Origin of the sequence: Streptomyces yatensis (assembly GCF_018069625.1) — a bacterium.
GTDB lineage: Bacteria > Actinomycetota > Actinomycetes > Streptomycetales > Streptomycetaceae > Streptomyces > Streptomyces yatensis.
Genome location: NZ_CP072941.1, coordinates 2,607,705 through 2,623,050, shown reverse-complemented (window position 1 = coordinate 2,623,050; position 15,346 = coordinate 2,607,705). Strand labels below are relative to the sequence as shown.

The 15,346-nt window shown below is 72.6% G+C and carries 12 protein-coding genes and 1 pseudogene; 7 read left to right on the top strand and 6 right to left on the bottom strand.

Annotated features, from left to right (window positions below):
• Positions 1-159 precede the first annotated feature (159 nt).
• The 4 genes and pseudogenes from J8403_RS10475 to J8403_RS10460 all read left to right on the top strand — a co-directional run bounded on the left by J8403_RS10475 (position 160) and on the right by J8403_RS10460 (position 4,724).
• Positions 160-2,418 carry a WD40 repeat domain-containing serine/threonine protein kinase gene (locus J8403_RS10475; protein ID WP_211122941.1) on the top strand — a complete coding sequence of 753 codons (2,259 nt, stop codon included), beginning with the start codon at positions 160-162 and terminating at the stop codon, positions 2,416-2,418.
• 67 nt (positions 2,419-2,485) lie between these two features.
• Entirely contained in the window at positions 2,486-3,292 is an 807-nt protein-coding gene (locus J8403_RS10470) for an alpha/beta fold hydrolase (protein WP_246585788.1), read from the top strand.
• 31 nt (positions 3,293-3,323) lie between these two features.
• Positions 3,324-4,085, top strand: a pseudogene (locus J8403_RS10465) (MerR family transcriptional regulator); the annotation flags it as partial.
• A 75-nt stretch (positions 4,086-4,160) separates the two neighbouring features.
• Complete coding sequence (locus tag J8403_RS10460) at positions 4,161-4,724, top strand: GNAT family N-acetyltransferase (RefSeq protein ID WP_211128175.1); 564 nt, start codon at positions 4,161-4,163, stop codon at positions 4,722-4,724.
• Positions 4,725-4,790: 66 nt separating this feature from the next.
• Here J8403_RS10460 and J8403_RS10455 read toward each other — a convergent pair whose 3' ends face one another.
• A complete protein-coding gene (locus J8403_RS10455; RefSeq protein ID WP_211122939.1) occupies positions 4,791-5,657 on the bottom strand; it encodes a helix-turn-helix transcriptional regulator in 867 nt (288 codons plus the stop codon).
• 114 nt (positions 5,658-5,771) lie between these two features.
• Between J8403_RS10455 and J8403_RS10450 the strand changes: the two genes are divergently transcribed.
• Both J8403_RS10450 and J8403_RS10445 read left to right on the top strand, forming a co-directional pair.
• On the top strand, positions 5,772-6,470 hold the full coding sequence (locus J8403_RS10450; RefSeq protein WP_211122938.1) for an SDR family NAD(P)-dependent oxidoreductase: 699 nt from the start codon (positions 5,772-5,774) through the stop codon (positions 6,468-6,470).
• Between the two features lie 158 nt (positions 6,471-6,628).
• Complete coding sequence (locus J8403_RS10445) at positions 6,629-8,521, top strand: amidohydrolase (protein ID WP_211122937.1); 1,893 nt, start codon at positions 6,629-6,631, stop codon at positions 8,519-8,521.
• 343 nt (positions 8,522-8,864) lie between these two features.
• Here J8403_RS10445 and J8403_RS10440 read toward each other — a convergent pair whose 3' ends face one another.
• Together J8403_RS10440 and J8403_RS10435 are read right to left on the bottom strand one after the other, a co-directional pair.
• On the bottom strand, positions 8,865-9,497 hold the full coding sequence (locus J8403_RS10440; RefSeq protein ID WP_211122936.1) for an NAD(P)-dependent oxidoreductase: 633 nt from the start codon (positions 9,495-9,497) through the stop codon (positions 8,865-8,867).
• Positions 9,494-10,447 carry an EamA family transporter gene (locus J8403_RS10435; protein ID WP_211122935.1) on the bottom strand — a complete coding sequence of 318 codons (954 nt, stop codon included), beginning with the start codon at positions 10,445-10,447 and terminating at the stop codon, positions 9,494-9,496. Before J8403_RS10435 ends, J8403_RS10440 begins: the two co-directional genes overlap by 4 nt.
• Before the next feature lie 80 nt (positions 10,448-10,527).
• On the opposite strand from J8403_RS10435, the gene J8403_RS10430 reads away from it, so the two are divergent.
• Positions 10,528-11,409, top strand: coding sequence for a LysR family transcriptional regulator (locus J8403_RS10430; protein ID WP_211122934.1), 882 nt, complete (start codon positions 10,528-10,530; stop codon positions 11,407-11,409).
• 22 nt (positions 11,410-11,431) lie between these two features.
• On the opposite strand, the gene J8403_RS10425 is transcribed toward J8403_RS10430, so the two are convergent.
• From J8403_RS10425 to J8403_RS10415, 3 genes are all read right to left on the bottom strand, one after another.
• Complete coding sequence (locus tag J8403_RS10425; RefSeq protein ID WP_246585787.1) at positions 11,432-12,427, bottom strand: LacI family DNA-binding transcriptional regulator; 996 nt, start codon at positions 12,425-12,427, stop codon at positions 11,432-11,434.
• 105 nt (positions 12,428-12,532) lie between these two features.
• Positions 12,533-14,035, bottom strand: coding sequence for a sensor histidine kinase (locus tag J8403_RS10420; RefSeq protein WP_211122933.1), 1,503 nt, complete (start codon positions 14,033-14,035; stop codon positions 12,533-12,535).
• A 297-nt stretch (positions 14,036-14,332) separates the two neighbouring features.
• Positions 14,333-15,193, bottom strand: coding sequence for an SDR family oxidoreductase (locus tag J8403_RS10415; RefSeq protein ID WP_211122932.1), 861 nt, complete (start codon positions 15,191-15,193; stop codon positions 14,333-14,335).
• Positions 15,194-15,346: the final 153 nt, after the last annotated feature.

The window sequence follows — 15,346 nt, the reverse complement described above, 5'->3', positions numbered from 1 at the left end:
TCCGGCGTCCTGAGTACCCTCCAGCGGGCGGCCAATCCCCATGTGACGTGGCAGTCCGGAGTGCCTTCCTGCCGTCTTGAGGGGGAGAGCTGTTACGGGGTGGTGGGTTCGTTTACGCTGTCGCTCGCTCGAACGGTGAGAGACGGGGTGACGGGGAGCATGTCCCGATCGGAGCATGGTCGACCGGCGATACCGCCTGTTGATGCGGGGGGACAACCGGGGTGGCCGATAGCTCCGCCACCCCACGGCCCACTGGGGCACGCCGATCCTCCCCAGGCCGGTCCGTACCGGCTGGAGGCGGTTCTGGGCGCGGGCGGAATGGGCCGCGTCTACCTGGGGCGGACGCCGGCCGGCAGCGCGGTGGCGGTCAAGGTCGTCCACCGTGAATACGCGGGCGACGCGACGTTCCGCAAGCGCTTCGAGCAGGAAGTGGCCGCGGCCCGGCGGGTCCAGGGGCTGTACACCGTGCCGGTCGCGGACGCTGATCTGCGGGCCGATGAGCCCTGGCTGGCCACGGCCTACGTGCCCGGGCCGTCCCTGCAGCACGCGGTCGCCGACAGCGGGCCGTTGGCGGCCGACGCGGCGCTGGGACTGATCGCCAGGGTGGCGGAAGCCCTGCAGTCCATCCACGCCGCCGATGTGATCCACCGTGACCTGAAGCCCTCCAACATCATCCTCACCGCCGAGGGCCCCAAGGTCATCGACTTCGGTATCGCCCGGGCCGCGGACGTCACCACGGTGACCGCCACCGGAATGCGCACCGGAACGCCCGCCTACATGGCGCCCGAATACATCAGGGGGCAGAACGTCACCGAAGCCGGTGATGTGTTCGCCCTCGGAGTCGTCGCCCACTTCGCCGCCACCGGACGGCTCGCCTTCGGCGGCGGTACCGACCACGGCGTGGTCTACCGCATCCTGGAACAGGCCCCCGACCTCGACGGCTGCCCCGAGCCGCTCCGGGCCATCGCCGCGCGATGCCTGGAGAAGGACCCGGAGCGGCGGCCGACCCCCGCCGAGGTCATCGAGCAGTGCCGCCACGGCTCCACGGCGGGGATCGCCGACGCCCACCCACACACCGTGGTGTCCCCGTCCGGGCCCGGGCGTGTGACACCCGGCCCGCCCGGCGCCCCTGGTGCCCCCGGCTTGCCCGAGGCCGAGACCCGCACATCACTGGCGCCGCGCGGGTCCGGGCCCGCCGCCCCCGTACCGCCGCCGTCCGCTCCGGCCGCGCACGATCCGGTACGGGACGCCGCCCCCGGCGGTCCCGCGACCCCACCGAGTGCGGACACCTCGGCGAACCCGCCGGTCCCCGACCCGCTCACCACGCCCGCCCCGGGGCTGCCCGTCCTCCTCAGCGGAGTCGGGATCCTCGTCCTCGCCGTCGTCCTGATCGCCGTCTACCTTCCCGGCTCTTCCCCCGACCGTGGCCCCAGCTACCCCTATCGCTCGTTCGAGCCCACGGCCGCCATCGGCCCCACCGGGCAGTCCAGGGACACCGAAGGCATGGCGTTCAGCCCGGACGGCAAGACGCTCGCCACGAACAGCGACGACGGCAAGGTGCGACTGTGGAATGTCGCCGACCGCAAGCCACGCGCCACCTTCACCCAGCGCGACAGCGTCGGGAATGACGGGTTCGGGGGCCGCGGTGTGGCGTTCAGCCCGGACGGCAAGCTCCTCGCGGCCACCAATATGACCGGCTGGCTGACCATGTGGGACGTGGCCGCGCGCCGGCAGGTTCGCTTCCTCAACGGTCCCGGCAGCGGCGAGAGCGTGTCCTTCAGCCCGGACGGCAAGCTGTTCGCTACCGGCAGTCAGGGCAACTCGGTGGACCTGTGGGACACCAACAGCCGCAAGGACGAGATACTCGCCTACTACGACCAGGAGGCCGACGTCACGGGCGTGGCCTTCAGCCCGGACGGCCGGACATTGGCCTCCGCGAGCGACGACTCCGCCAGCAACGTCACCCCGAAACACTCGGTGCGGCTGTGGGACGTGGCGCACCGCGATCCGGAACCCTACGGCCAGGACGGTCCACGGCTCACCATCTCCCCCGCGCAAGGAGTCCTGAGCCTGGCGTTCAGTCCGGACGGCAGGACCATCGCCACCGGCAGCTACGACGACAAGGTGCGGCTGTGGGATGCGAAGACCGGCCGTCAGCGAGCCGCCCTCGGCGACTCCTACCAGGCGAGGGTCGACCACCTGGCCTTCAGCCCGGACGGAAAGACGCTCGCCGCCCCCGCCGGACGAGGACTGCTGCTGTGGAACGTGGCCACCCGCAAACCACGCGCCATCCTGTTGACCGGCGCGCAGGGGCCGGAGAGCACGGTCCGGGACGTGGCCTTCAGCAGCGACGGCCGCCTCATCGCGGGCAACGACACCGAGCACCACAAGGTGTACCTGTGGAAGAACCCCACATAGAGCGCGCGGTGGGAGCTCGCCGCGGCGGTTGACCCTGACGCAGGGACAACCCCGCAGCATGGGCGGCATGACGACGACGCGCCACCGCACGGTCCACCACGAGGGCGTCACCATCCCGGTGTCCCGCGGCGGCCGGGGACGGCCACTTGTGCTGTGTCCCGGCCTCAACTCCACCCAGGCCGATCTGCGGGAGCTGACCGGGCTGCTGCGCCGCGACCACGATGTGGTGACCTTCGACCTCAGGGGCCATGGCCTCGCCTCGGCCGCCGACCGGTATTCCTTCGACGCGTTCCTGAGCGATCTCTTCGCCGTGCTGGCGTACCTGGAACGCCGCGGCCTGCCCTCGCCGCCCGTGCTCGTGGGCTACTCGCTGGGCGCGGACCTGGCCGTGCACTATGCGGCCGAGCGTCCTGACGCCGTGGCCGGGCTCGTCCTCATCGACGGGGCGAACCCGCTGCCCGAACCGTTCATCACCGACGCCGACCTGCCGGAGTTCCGTGCCATGGCGGAGGATCCGGAGACGCGGCGGGAGATCGAGCGGGCCATGGGCACCGCGCGGCAGGTGTCGCTCACCGCCCAGGATGTCCTCAGCCTGCAGCTCGAGATGGATGTGGTGCGGTCCGCGATCCTCGACCGGTACCGGAGGATCGACTGCCCCATCCACATGATCATGTCGAGGTCGATCGCCGGCGACGGCACTGAGGGGCGTGCGCCGCGGCACAACCGGCTCTGGCGTGCCGGTATCGACCGCCTCGTCCGCGAGCGCCCGCACATCTCCACGTCCTGGCTCGACGCCGACCACCGCCTGGCCTTCACCCACGCCCCCGACATCGCGGAGATCGTCCGAAGCGCACACCCTGGCCTCACGGGGTGACGTCGCGAGCGAGTCCGAGGAGACTGACGCGATGCTGACCATCGGCGAGCTGGCCTCGTACGCCGGAGTGACGGTGCGCGCGGTGCGGCACTATCACGCCAAGGGGCTGCTGCCGGAGCCGGACCGGGACCACTCCGGCTATCGGCGGTACGGCGCCGACGCCGTCGTCGAGCTGATCAGGATCCGCACCCTCGCCGAGGCCGGGGTACCCCTGGCGCGCGTACGAGACCTGCTACGGGCCGACGGGGCGGAGTTCGCCGCTGCGGTCGCGGACATCGACAAGCGGCTGCGGGCCGAGATCGGGGAGCGGCAGCGGCACCGCGAGCGCATCGCCCGCCTCGCCGCCGGGGACAGTCTGGCGCTGCCCCGGGAGGTGGTCGAGTTCCTCGACAGGCTGCGGGCGCTCGGGGTCGACGAGCGGATCGTCCGGGTCGAACGCGACGGCTGGATCCCGCTGGCCGCGCACGCACCCGAGCGGGTCCCGGAGTGGATGGCACGCAAGCGGGAGCAGATCGCCGACCCCCGTTTCCTCGCCTTCTATCTCACCCTGGGCCGGGCACTCGACCGCACCGACGACGACCCGCGGCTGGTCGAGCTGGCCGACCAACTGGCCGCCTGCCTCACGCAGATGGCGAAGGAGCGGGGCGAGGACTACATCGACGATGCCGACATCGGGCCACCGCTCGCCAAGGTGATGGACACCCTCGCCTTCGACACCGTGCCATCGGCCCGCCGGCTGATCGAGCTGCTGAAGCAGCGGGGCTGGACCGGCTGGACCAAGCTCGAGCGCGTGGCCGCGGCAAGGGAGCGGACGGCCTGCCACGAATATCCGGTGGCGGGTCCGGCCGCCGGTGGTGAGGATCGCGGCATGCATGTCTTCCTGGAGACCGAACGGCTCGTGCTGCGCCCGTTCACCGAGGCCGACGCCGACCACCTCTTCGCGCTGGACAGTGACCCCGAGGTCATGCGCTTCCTCTCCGGCGGCAAGCCGACGAGTCGCGAGACGGTCCGCGCCCAGATCCTGCCGCGCCTTCTCCACGACCATCCGTGCTTCGGCACCCGCGGCTACTGGGCCGCCGAGGAGAAGGCCACCGGAACCTTCCTGGGCTGGTTCGAGTTCCGCCCCCTGGACGACCACAGCCCCGCCGTGGTGGAACTCGGCTACCGCCTGAACAAGGCCGCCTGGGGCAGGGGTTACGCCGCGGAGGGAGCGCGGGCCCTGATCCACAAGGGCTTCACGGACCTCGGGGTGGAGCGGGTCACCGCGGACACGATGGCGGTGAACACCCGCTCGCGGCGGGTGATGGAGAAGGCGGGCCTGTCGTTCCTCCGGAACTTCACCGGGGACTGGCCGGAGCCGATCGAGGGCTCCGAGCACGGCGAAGTCGAGTACGAACTCACGCGGGCCGACTGGGAGCGCCAACTCCGGTAGCCGCACCGGCGGTCGGCCGATCGGCGCCTGGGCCGGATCAGTCGTGCCGATCGGCGCCTGGGCCGGTCAGCCGTGCGTGGTGGCCGGTGGGCCGGCGATGGTGGTGAGGCGGAGCTTGGTCTCGTCCTCGCTGCCGGGCATGGCGGTCATGATGACGATCTTGAGTTCGGAGTCGCCGTCGGTGAGGGTGTCGCAGTCCACCGTGACCGGGCCCACCGACGGGTGGTCGATCGTCTTGTGGTCCTCGCGGTGCGCGGCCACCTCTCCGGTCGCCCATAGCTCGGCGAACCTCCGGTTGCCCGCGTTCAGCTCGCGGATCAGCGCGGCCAAGCGGCCGTCCCGGGGGAAGCGGCCGGTGGCGCGGCGCAGATCGGAGACGACGGCGGCGTCGGTGGCGGCGCGGTCCGCCTCGGTCACCGGCCACCGTGCGAGGTGGGCGGGATCGGCGTCCACCGGGAACCTGTCGCGCGCGAAGTTGCGCAGCTTCGGCGGCGAGGCGGAGGGGTCGCCCAGGAGGGCGGCCCACCCGTGGTTCCACCAGATCAGTTGCCAGTCCGCCGCGAAGACGGCGACCGGCGCGTCCCCGAGCCGGGCGAGCACCCGCTGCACACCGGGCGGAAGGTGGTCGGAGATCGCGCCGTCCTCCGGCGGGGCGAGCTGGGCCAGCCGGTACAGATGATCCCGCTCGGCGGTGGACAACTGCAGGGCGCGCGCCAAGGACGCCACCACCGACACCGAGGGTGTGGTGGCCCGCCCCTGCTCCAGGCGCACGATGTAGTCGACCGACACCCCGGCCAGATCGGCCAGTTCCTCGCGCCGCAGCCCGGCCGCCCGGCGCCCGCGGGCCACCGGCAGCCCGGCGGCCGACGGAGGCAGCCGGTCCCGCCAGGTGCGGATCATCGCGCCCAGTCCGGTTCCGGGGGTCCTCGGCATGCTCACCATCCTCCTTCATCCCCGGTCGTACGGGTCGGCACGAGGGTGGTACTGGTCTTCCTACCGTCGAAGTCTCCCTGGTCCGCCTCCTGCGCCGGGGCCAGGATCGAAGGCATGACGATCACCTTCATCACCGGAGCCAACAAGGGTCTCGGCCGTGAGACCGCCCGCCGTCTGATCGAGTGCGGCCATACCGTGCTCGTCGGATCCCGCGACCGCGAGCGGGGCGAGGAGGCCGCCGCCGCGCTCGGCGCGCGTCACGTCCCGATCGATGTGACCGACGACGCGTCCGTGGCCGCCGCGGCCGCGAACGTCGCCGCACACGAGGGAAGGATCGACGTCCTGATCAACAACGCCGGTGTCCACGGCCCCGGCGGCGACCCCGGCGACCTGACCGCCGCCGACGCGCGCGCCGTCCTCGACGTCAATGTCATCGGCGTCATCCGCACCACCACCGCGTTCCTGCCGCTGCTGCGCCGTTCGGACGACCCCGCGATCGTCAACGTCAGCAGCGGTATGGGCTCCCTCGCCTTCACCCACGACCCCGCCCGGCCCGAGTCGCGTGTCGTCGTGCCGCTGTACACCGCGTCCAAGGCGGCGCTGACGATGCTGACCACGCAGTACGCCAAGGGGCTCGAGGGCGTTCGCGTCAACGCCGCCGACCCCGGATACACCGCGACCGACCTCAACGGGCACAGCGGCCCGCAGACCGTCACCGAGGGCACGGACGCGATCGTCGCCCTCGCCACCGAGGGGCCCGGCGCCGGCACCGGACGCTTCGTCTCCCGCCATGGCGAGATCGCCTGGTCCTGAAACAGCCATAACCGTGTGTCCGGCCGGGCAGGCAACGACGGAATTCGTTGTCGATACCCCCGTACACGGGCCATATCCGCAGTGCCGGACGGCTGGTGCTTATGTGCTTAATCACGAAGGCTGACGCGTCATTACCTCATCACACTCAGGGAGTGAGCATGGGCTTTGACCTGGCGCGCCGTCGTCTTCTGTCGGCCGTGGGCGCAGCGGGTGTCGCGGGTGCCCTCGGCCTGGGCGCCTCCGACGCGTTCGCGGCCTCCGGCCGCCCCTCGTCCGGATCCCGTGGCGCGTCGGGATCCCGCCGCTCGGCCGCGACGATCATCCACGGTGGACGGGTGCTCACCGGTCTGCCGCATGTGCCGCAGCAGGAGGCCATCGCCGTGGGGAGGGACGGGAAGATCCTCGCGGTCGGCCCGGCGGCCCTGGTGCGCCGGCTGGCCGGGAGGGACACCGACTTCGTCGACGCCCGCGGTGGCACCGTCATGGCGGGGATCATCGACGCGCACGCACACTGCCTGGAGGCCGGGTCGCGCACCCTCAACCCGTCCCTGGGCAATGAGTCGTTCACCGTCGCCGCACTCCAGGCGAAGCTCACCGAGTTCCTGAACGCGAGCAAGGACCAGGAGCCGGACGGCTGGCTGGTGGTGGAGGACTGGAACCCGGTGGGCCTGCCCGCCGGGACCGAGACCCACCACCGCATCCTGGACGCGCTGCCGACCCGCCGGCCGATCGCGCTCAGGGGCTCGGACGCCCACAACACCTGGGTCAACCAGCGCGCCCTGGAGCTGGCGAAGATCACGTCGAGCACCCCGGACCCGGCCGGGGGCCGCATCGTCCACGACTCGGCCGGAGCGCCGTCCGGATTGCTGAAGGACACCGCGCAGGACATCGTCGAGGGGGTGATTCCGCCGCCCGCCCGGGACAAGCTGCTCGCCGCCGAGGCGAAGGCCCTCCGCCTGGCGGCGTCCAGCGGCATCACCACGTACATGGACGCGGCCACCGAGACCGAAGGACTCGGCAGCTACGCCGACCTGGCCGACTCGGACCGGCTGCTCCAGCGGGTCATCCCGGCGCTGCGCCTGGACCTCGACCTCATCCGCGACCCGAAGGCCGCGCTGGCCTACGTCGAGGAGCAGCGCGCCAAGTACGCGGAGGTGCCCGGGCTGTGCTTCGGGACCGCGAAGGTGTTCCTCGACGGGGTGATCGAGCACCCCGCGCAGTCCGCCGCGCTGCTGGAGCCGTACCTCGACGGCCACGGCAAGCCCACCGACAACCGCGGCGACTTGTACGTCACCTCCACCGAGTACGGACGTCTGGCGGCCGTACTGGACCGGGCCGGCTGGCAGTTGCACGCGCACGCCATCGGTGACCGCGCGGTGCGCACCGCGCTGGACGGCTACGAGGCGGCGATACGGGCCAACGGGCGCCGTGGCAACCGGCACACCATCGCCCATCTGCAGCTGGTCCACCCGGACGACTACCGGCGCTTCGCACCGCTGGGCGTCGTCGCCTGCATGCAGTTGCAGTGGGCGATGCGCGATGTGTGGACGGTGGACGCCCTCCTGCCCTACATCGGCCCGGACCGCCACAAGCTGATGTATCCGGCGCGCAGCCTGGAGCGGCACGGCGCGCTGCTGGCCGGGGGGTCGGACTGGCCGGTGGACCCGCTCGACTCCTTCAACCAGATCCGCACCGCCATCGACCGGAACGGCGACGACGGCGCGCTGTACCCGGAGCGGGAGGGCATCAGCCGCGCCACCAGCCTGCGCATGCACACGGCGGGCTCGGCCCATCAGCTCCGTATCGACCGCGAGACCGGTGTGCTCACCCCGGGCCGGGCCGCCGATGTGATCGTGCTCGACCGGGATGTGACCCGGGTGCCGGTCAAGGACATCACCGGCACGAAGGTGCGTCTGACACTGGCGGGCGGCAGGCGCATCTGGGACGCGGATCAGCCGGGCGCCCCGGCGTCCGCCACCGCGTTCGCGGCCCGGCCCGCATCCCTCGCCTCCGTGCACGGCCGCCATGCCGCCTGCGGCTGCCAGGGCTGACCGCCTGTCCACCTGGCATACCGCCCCGCCTCGCCGGGCCCACTAAGCAGGTCAGAGGAAGTCCGCTACGGTTCGGGCAGCGCCCCGAAGGGGCGCGGGGAACTGCGCGACCAGCCACGATGGCGCCGCAGTCGGCCGACGACGCATCGGGACACTTCCAGCGGAGCGCTTAGCTCGCCGCGCCCGGGGGCCGTCTTCCAAGGGCACCCGGCCGCGGGCGGTGTCTGGTGCGGACGCCCGCGTGGCGGAGGGGCGTTCTCGTACCGGGGGCACTCGGGCGACTCCGACAACGCGGTGAGGGCCGTGCCAGGCGCCGGGAGCAGCGGCCCCTTTGAAGACGGGCCTAATAGCCGACGGTGAAGTGTTCGTCCTCGCCCGGATTCTCGAGCTCGTCGAGGACGGCCACGGCGAGGTCCTCGGCCGAGATATGGGACGCGCCGTCGGCGCCGGTGATGAGGGTCGTGGTGCCGCGTCGGTAGGTTCCGGTGCGCGCCCCGGGTTCCAGGACGGCCGGCGGGCTGAGATAGACCCAGTCGGCCGGGTGCGCTCGGCAGGCGCCCAACTGCGCGGCGCTGGCGGCGGCGATGGCGCGGAACGCCGGTGGCACGTGGTCCGGACTGTCGACCACGAGCCGGTCGGGGTATCCCGGGACCCGCAGGGGTGCGGCGCCACCGACGACGAGTATCCGGGCCCGGGCTGTCGCGGCCGCGGTGAGCAGCGCCGTCGTGGTCGCGACGGCGGTGTGTTCGTGGCCGGGGGCGGGGCGGGTCGCGGCCACGATCGCGTCGGTTCCGGCGAACAGCCGGCTCATCCGGCCGGGGTCGTTCGCGTCGCCCTCGACGGCGGTCGCCCCGGGCGGCAGGACGGCGGGCGGCCTTCTGCGGAACACCGCGACGAGCTCATGGCCCCGGCGCGTGGCTTCGGTGACGACGCGCGAGCCGACCATGCCCGCGGCTCCGACGACGGCGATCTTCATTGACGTGTCCCTTCCGGGGTGGGGGTGGAGACGGAGTCGTGCGAACGGGTGCGGGGCGGAAGCTGTCCCGCGACGATCGCGGCGAGTGAGAGCGCGAAGCCCACGAGCTGGATCGGGCCGAGTGTCTGGCCGAGCAGTGCGGCACCGAGCACGGCGGCGACCAGCGGCGAGAGCAGGGCGAGAACCGCGACGGCGGAGACGGGCAGGGTGCTGATGCCCTGGAACCACAGGGCGTAGGTGATCAGACCGCCGACCAGCCCCAGCCAGAGGTAGCCGAGGGCGGCACCCGCGTCGATCGCGGGAGGCGATCCCTCGACGAGGAAGGCGAGGGGCAGCAGGAACAGACCTCCCGCGGTGAGTTGCCAGCCGGCGAACGTGGTGGGACCGACGTCGGCGGGGCGCCCCCAGCGCTTGGTGAGCGTCACGCCGAGCGCCATCGTGACCGCGCCGGCCAGGCCCGCCACGACTCCCACGGTGTCGAGTGCCGCGTCCGGTCCGATCACCACCAGGCCGACGCCGACGACGCCCGCCACGGCCCACACCAGGCGCCGGGCGGACAGCCGCTCATGGAGCACGGTGACGGCCAGGACGGCGACGACGAGCGGCTGGGATGCCGCCAGGGTCGCGGCGACGCCGCCCGGCAGGCGCTGGGCCGCGATGAACAGCAGCGGGAGGAACAGCCCGATGTTCAGCACCCCGAGCGCCGCCGCCTTGCCCCACCAGGCTCCGCGCGGCAGGGTGCGGGTGATCGCCAGCGCGATCAGCCCGGCGGGCAAGGCGCGCAGGAGTCCCGCGAACAGTGGGTGGCCGTGGGGGAGAAGCTCGGTGGTGACGACATAGGTCGTGCCCCACACCGAGGGCGCGAGCGCCGTCAGGGCGGTGCGTGGCAGATGTCCGTGGCGGATGCCGCCGGCTCCCCCGGAGACCGCCCGTGTGATGTGACGTGTCATGACTCGCAGTCTCATCGAGCGGCAATCAATGAGTCCAACACATGTTTTTCACCTCATCCATCGTCATTCACGATGGATCCATGGAGCTTCAGCAGATGCGGTACGTCGTCGCCGTCGCCGAGACGAACAGCTTCACCCGGGCCGCCGAACGATGTCTGGTCGTCCAGTCCGCCCTCAGCCACCAAGTCGCCCGCCTGGAGCGGGAACTGGGTGCGCGGCTCTTCGAGCGCACCAGCCGCCGGGTGCGGCTGACACCGGCCGGTGAGGCGTTCCTCCCGGCCGCTCGGCAGTGTCTGGACGCCGCCGAGCGCGCGGCCGCCGAGGTCGCCGCGGCCGTCGGAGAGGTGCGGGGACGGCTGGCCGTGGGCGTGATCTCCACCGTCACCGCGGTCGATATCCCGGGCGCGCTGCGCGATTTCCGCGAGCGCTACCCACAGGTGCGCATCAGCCTGCGGGTGGCCGCCAGCGACGACCTCGTCGAACAGGTCAAGGAAGGAGCCATCGACGTGGCCTTCCTCGGGCTGCCCACGACGGCGCGACCCCAAGGCGTCGCCGCCCACGAACTCGCGCGGGACCGGCTCGTCGCCGTGGTCGCGCCGGACCATCCACTCGCCGGGGAAGCGGAGGTCGACCTGCGCAGGCTCTCCTCCGAGGTGTTCGTGGACCTTCCGGCCGGAACGGCCGGACGTGCCCAGTCCGACCTGGCCTTCGAGGCCGCCGGGCTCGGGCGTACCGTCGGCTTCGAGGTGACCAGCGCGGACTTCATCGCCCGGCTCGTCCGGCCGGGCCTCGGCGTGGCCATGCTGCCCTCCGCCTACGTGCCCCATCTCTCCGGTGTCGTCACCATCGAGGTCGCCGACGCCCCGGCCCGCGTCGAGTACGTCATCTGGAGCCGCTTCAGCCGCACACCGGCGGCGACCGCCTTCCTCGCCGCCCTCGACATCCCGGCAACGGATGGCTGACCTGCGTGGCCCGGCGCATCCGTCATGACGCGTCCCGGCCGGGCCGGCGCATCGAGGAGGACCGGACCTCCAGACGGGTCTCGATCACCACGGGCGGCGGCGTGTGCGGCGGGTTCTCCACCAGGCTCACCAGTGCGTCGACGGCCGTCGCACCGGCCTGCTCCGGGGCCAGCGACACCGTCGACACGGGCGGGGCGGTGTGCCCGTACGCCGGATCCTCGCTGCTGCACACCACCATCAGGTCGTCCGGCACCGAAAGACGGCACCGCGCGGCCGCCTCCAGGACCTGACGGCCGCAGGGGTCATACAGGCCGAACACCGCGTCCGGCCTGCCGTCCCCGGTCAACAGGGCGTCCAGCCGCGGCCCCTCGGAACCGTCCTCGGCGAACGGGACCATGCGCGGCCGCACACCGGTGCGCGCGCACCACCGCCGGTAGGCCGTCACGCTCGCCCGCGTGTAGTACTCCTGGGTGGGCCCGGCGATCAGCGCGATCCGCTCCGAGCCCTGCCCGGCCAGGTGCTCCAGAACACCGCGGGTCATGGCCTCGTGGTCGGTGTCGACCCAGGTCTCCCGCGCCCGCAGCTCGCCGGGACGGCCGTCGAACACCAACGGCAGACCGCGGGCGCGCAGCAGCCGCACCACGGGGTCGCCGGGCGGACTGTCCACCAGCACCACCCCGGCGGCCGGCAGGGTGCGCCACATGTGCCCGGCGGGCCCGGAGGGCATCGCCATCAGCGCGTAGCCGTGCCGATGGGCGGCGATGGTGGCCGCGCTGATGGCCCGGGCGAAGTACGGCACACTCGCGAAGTCCCACGCACTCTCACCATGGGCGGTCACCGCGAGCCCCAGGGTGCGCGCGCCACCACCCGCCGGGCCGTAGCCCAGCGCACCGGCCACCGCCTGCACCCGGGCCCGCGTCGGCTCCGAGACCCGGCCCGTGCCGTTGAGCACGTTGGACACCGTCGCGGTCGACACCTCCGCCGCCCGTGCCACGTCCGCGATCGTCACCTTGGACACGCCCGGCAGAATACGCTCCCGCGCCCGCGCCACCCGCCGCATCAGCCAGAACGTCGCCTCCAGGGCACGCGGCCCGCATGCCGCGCGACCAGTCACCGTCCCGGCTCACACCGGGGTTTCGGAGGACGGTGCCGGCTGGTGGCGGCCGGTCAGCCAGTCCCGGCGCAGGAGCAGCAGGGTGCTCTCCACGTCCCGGACGTCGGTGGCCGGCAGCCGCACCTCGAAGCGTGTGCCGGGGCGTCCGTCGGGCCGGTCCAGCACGGCGATCCGGCCGCGGTGCAGGTCGATCTGCTGGGCGACCAGGGTCAGGCCGAGGCCGGAGCCAGGGCTGTCCGGGCCCCGCAGGAACCGCTGGAAGATCTCCTCGCGGCGCTCGGGAGGGATGCCGGGGCCGTGGTCGTCCACGGTGAGCACCGCGGCCGGTTCCCGCGGGTCGCGGGACGGGCGCAGGGTGACCTCGATGCGGGCGGTACCGTCGGCGGCGCGGCCGTGGGTCCAGGCGTTGGTCAGCAGGTTGTCCACCGCCGAGCGCAGCCCCTCCTCCCAGCCGTGCACCAGCAGCCCGGTGGTGGTGCGCACGGACACCTCGGCGCCCGCGTGGGTGCGCCGCAGGTCGGAGACCGACGCGTCCACCAGCTCCGCCAGGTCCAGCGACGCGAACGCGTCCGCCTCGACCAGGTCGCCCTGCGCGAGTGCCCTGAGCATCACGAGCAACCCGAGCAGCCGGGCGTGTTCGCGCCCCAGGTCCTCGAGCACCTCCGCCCGGTCGCCGGGATCCAGGCCGGGGTGGTCGGTGAGGATGTCGATGTTGGTGCGCATGCTCATCAGCGGGGTGCGCAGCTCGTGGGACGCGGTGGCGGCGAACGCGCGGGCGGTGGCCAGCGCCTCCCCGGTGCGTTCGACCTGCTCGTCGTAGCGGGCGAGCACCGTCCGCACCGTGTACGCCAGGTCGTCGACCTCGGCGATCCGGGTCGGGGTGTGCTCCAGGCGCGTGGCGCTGGTCCTGGGGTCCATGCCACTGGTACGCCGCTGCAGCCGCCGCAGCGGCAGGACCGCCCGGGTGGCGATGACCCAGGTGGTGGCCCCGGACAGGGGCGCGGCCAGCAGCGCCCCGAGCACGACCCGCCGGCGCACCAGCGCCAGCTCCTCCTCGGCGGTGTCCGGCGAGAACAGCCACAGATTCGGCGGTGTGTCGCCCTTCTTCGCGGCACCGACCCGCAGCGACAGGGCCAGCCAGTCCGTGTCGCCCGAGGTCACGGCGACCGGCTTCGGCGCACTGCGGGGCAGCGAGGGGAACGGATCGGGCTGCGGGCCTGCCGTGATCGTGCCCCCGGGGGCCCCGGGGACGGTCAGCCGGACGCCCACGTCCCGCGCGGAGTTGACCAGCCGCCGCTGCCGGGCCTGCTCCATGACCGGGCGATCGGTCCCGGCCACCTCCAGGTACGCCTTGGCGTTCTTGGCGAGGACCGTCGCGCTGGCGCGCAACTGGGAGTCCTGGCGCGCCCGCAGGTCATCGGTGACCAGATGCAGCAGCAGCCAGCCGGAGGCCAGCACCAGCAGGGGCACACTCACACCCACGGCGAGGGCGATGCGGGTGGACAGCTTCACGGCGCCTCCCCGGCAGGCGGGCGCTCGCCGCCCGTGCGCCGCGGCCACCGCCGTATGGCCGCGTCGCCGTCGGCCATGGGCACTCGCCCGTCCCTGCCTGCCATGCTCACCCCTGTCTCGCGGCGTCCGAACGAGTCCGTCCGAGGAGACCGATCAAATCATCGTCATGACCCGTGTCTCCACACCGAGCGGACCGCCCGGAGCGACGTCGGCGGAGCACCCGCGAGACCCCGTGCGTGACGTGGTGCGGCGTGCCGGCCATCACGAGACCGTTTGCGGCGCGTCGCCGCCGGTACGTCAGGAGCCGAGGGCCTCGGTGAGTGCGTCGGCCAGCGTGGTCGTGGGCCGGCCGATCAGGCGGCGCAGGTCCGAGGAGGCGGTGAAGAGTTCGCCGCGCCCCAGCCCGAGGTCCGAGTCGGAGAGGACCTCGGCCATTTCGGCGGGCAGCCCGGCGCCGAGCAGCGCACTCCGGTACTGCTCGACGGGGAGGTCGTTGTAGACGACCCCCTGGCCCGAGGCGGTGGACAGCGCGGCGGCCAGCTCCGCGAGGGTGAAGGCGGTGTCCCCGCCCAGTTCGTACACGGAGCCGGCGTGGCCTTCGGAGGTCAGGACGGCGGCCGCGGCCTCCGCGTAGTCGCGTCGCGAGGCGGCGCTGACCCGGCCGGTACCGGCACTGCCGGCCACGGCTCCGGTCCGCAGGTAGAGCGGCACCTGGGACGTGTAGTTGTCCAGGTACCAGCCGTTGCGCAGCACGACCCAGGGCACACCGCTGTCGCGCAGATACCGCTCGGTCTTGGCGTGGGCGTCGGCCAGGATCATGTTCGCGGAGTGCGCGTTGAGGGTGCTGGTGTAGGCGATCAGTTCGGCACCGGCCCGCTTGGCCGCGTCGATGGCACGGGTGTGGTTGTCGAACCGCTCGCCGACGGTGGTCGTCGACACGAGCAGGACCTTCCGCACACCCTTGAACGCCTCGGTGAGGCCCGCGGAGTCGGCGAAGTCGGCCCGCCGCACCTGGACGCCCCGCCCGGCCAGGTCGGCCAGCCGACCGGTGTCCCGCCCGGTGGCGATGATGTCGTGCGGCGCCACTCCGCGGCGCAGCAGGTCCTCCACGACGAGTCGGCCGAGCTGGCCGGTGGCTCCGGTAACGGCGATGGACATGTCTCTACTCCTGGTACGTAGTTCCGAGAGGGCTCGATCGAGGAGCGCCCTGTCAGAAGTACATCCGAGAGACTCCCCGTGGGGAAGTGACCACTTTTTGGTTGGGCTACTCTCCAAAAGAGAGTGTGGGGTAGGCTGACGTGTCGGAGGAGC

What these genes read in the sequence shown, in the direction of transcription:
- J8403_RS10475 (WP_211122941.1), top strand. Translation starts at nt 160, where the DNA reads ATGTCCCGATCGGAGCATGGTCGACCGGCGATACCGCCTGTTGATGCG.
- J8403_RS10470 (WP_246585788.1), top strand. Translation starts at nt 2,486, where the DNA reads ATGACGACGACGCGCCACCGCACGGTCCACCACGAGGGCGTCACCATC.
- J8403_RS10460 (WP_211128175.1), top strand. Translation starts at nt 4,161, where the DNA reads ATGCATGTCTTCCTGGAGACCGAACGGCTCGTGCTGCGCCCGTTCACC.
- J8403_RS10455 (WP_211122939.1), bottom strand. Translation starts at nt 5,657, where the DNA reads ATGCCGAGGACCCCCGGAACCGGACTGGGCGCGATGATCCGCACCTGG.
- J8403_RS10450 (WP_211122938.1), top strand. Translation starts at nt 5,772, where the DNA reads ATGACGATCACCTTCATCACCGGAGCCAACAAGGGTCTCGGCCGTGAG.
- J8403_RS10445 (WP_211122937.1), top strand. Translation starts at nt 6,629, where the DNA reads ATGGGCTTTGACCTGGCGCGCCGTCGTCTTCTGTCGGCCGTGGGCGCA.
- J8403_RS10440 (WP_211122936.1), bottom strand. Translation starts at nt 9,497, where the DNA reads ATGAAGATCGCCGTCGTCGGAGCCGCGGGCATGGTCGGCTCGCGCGTC.
- J8403_RS10435 (WP_211122935.1), bottom strand. Translation starts at nt 10,447, where the DNA reads ATGACACGTCACATCACACGGGCGGTCTCCGGGGGAGCCGGCGGCATC.
- J8403_RS10430 (WP_211122934.1), top strand. Translation starts at nt 10,528, where the DNA reads ATGGAGCTTCAGCAGATGCGGTACGTCGTCGCCGTCGCCGAGACGAAC.
- J8403_RS10415 (WP_211122932.1), bottom strand. Translation starts at nt 15,193, where the DNA reads ATGTCCATCGCCGTTACCGGAGCCACCGGCCAGCTCGGCCGACTCGTC.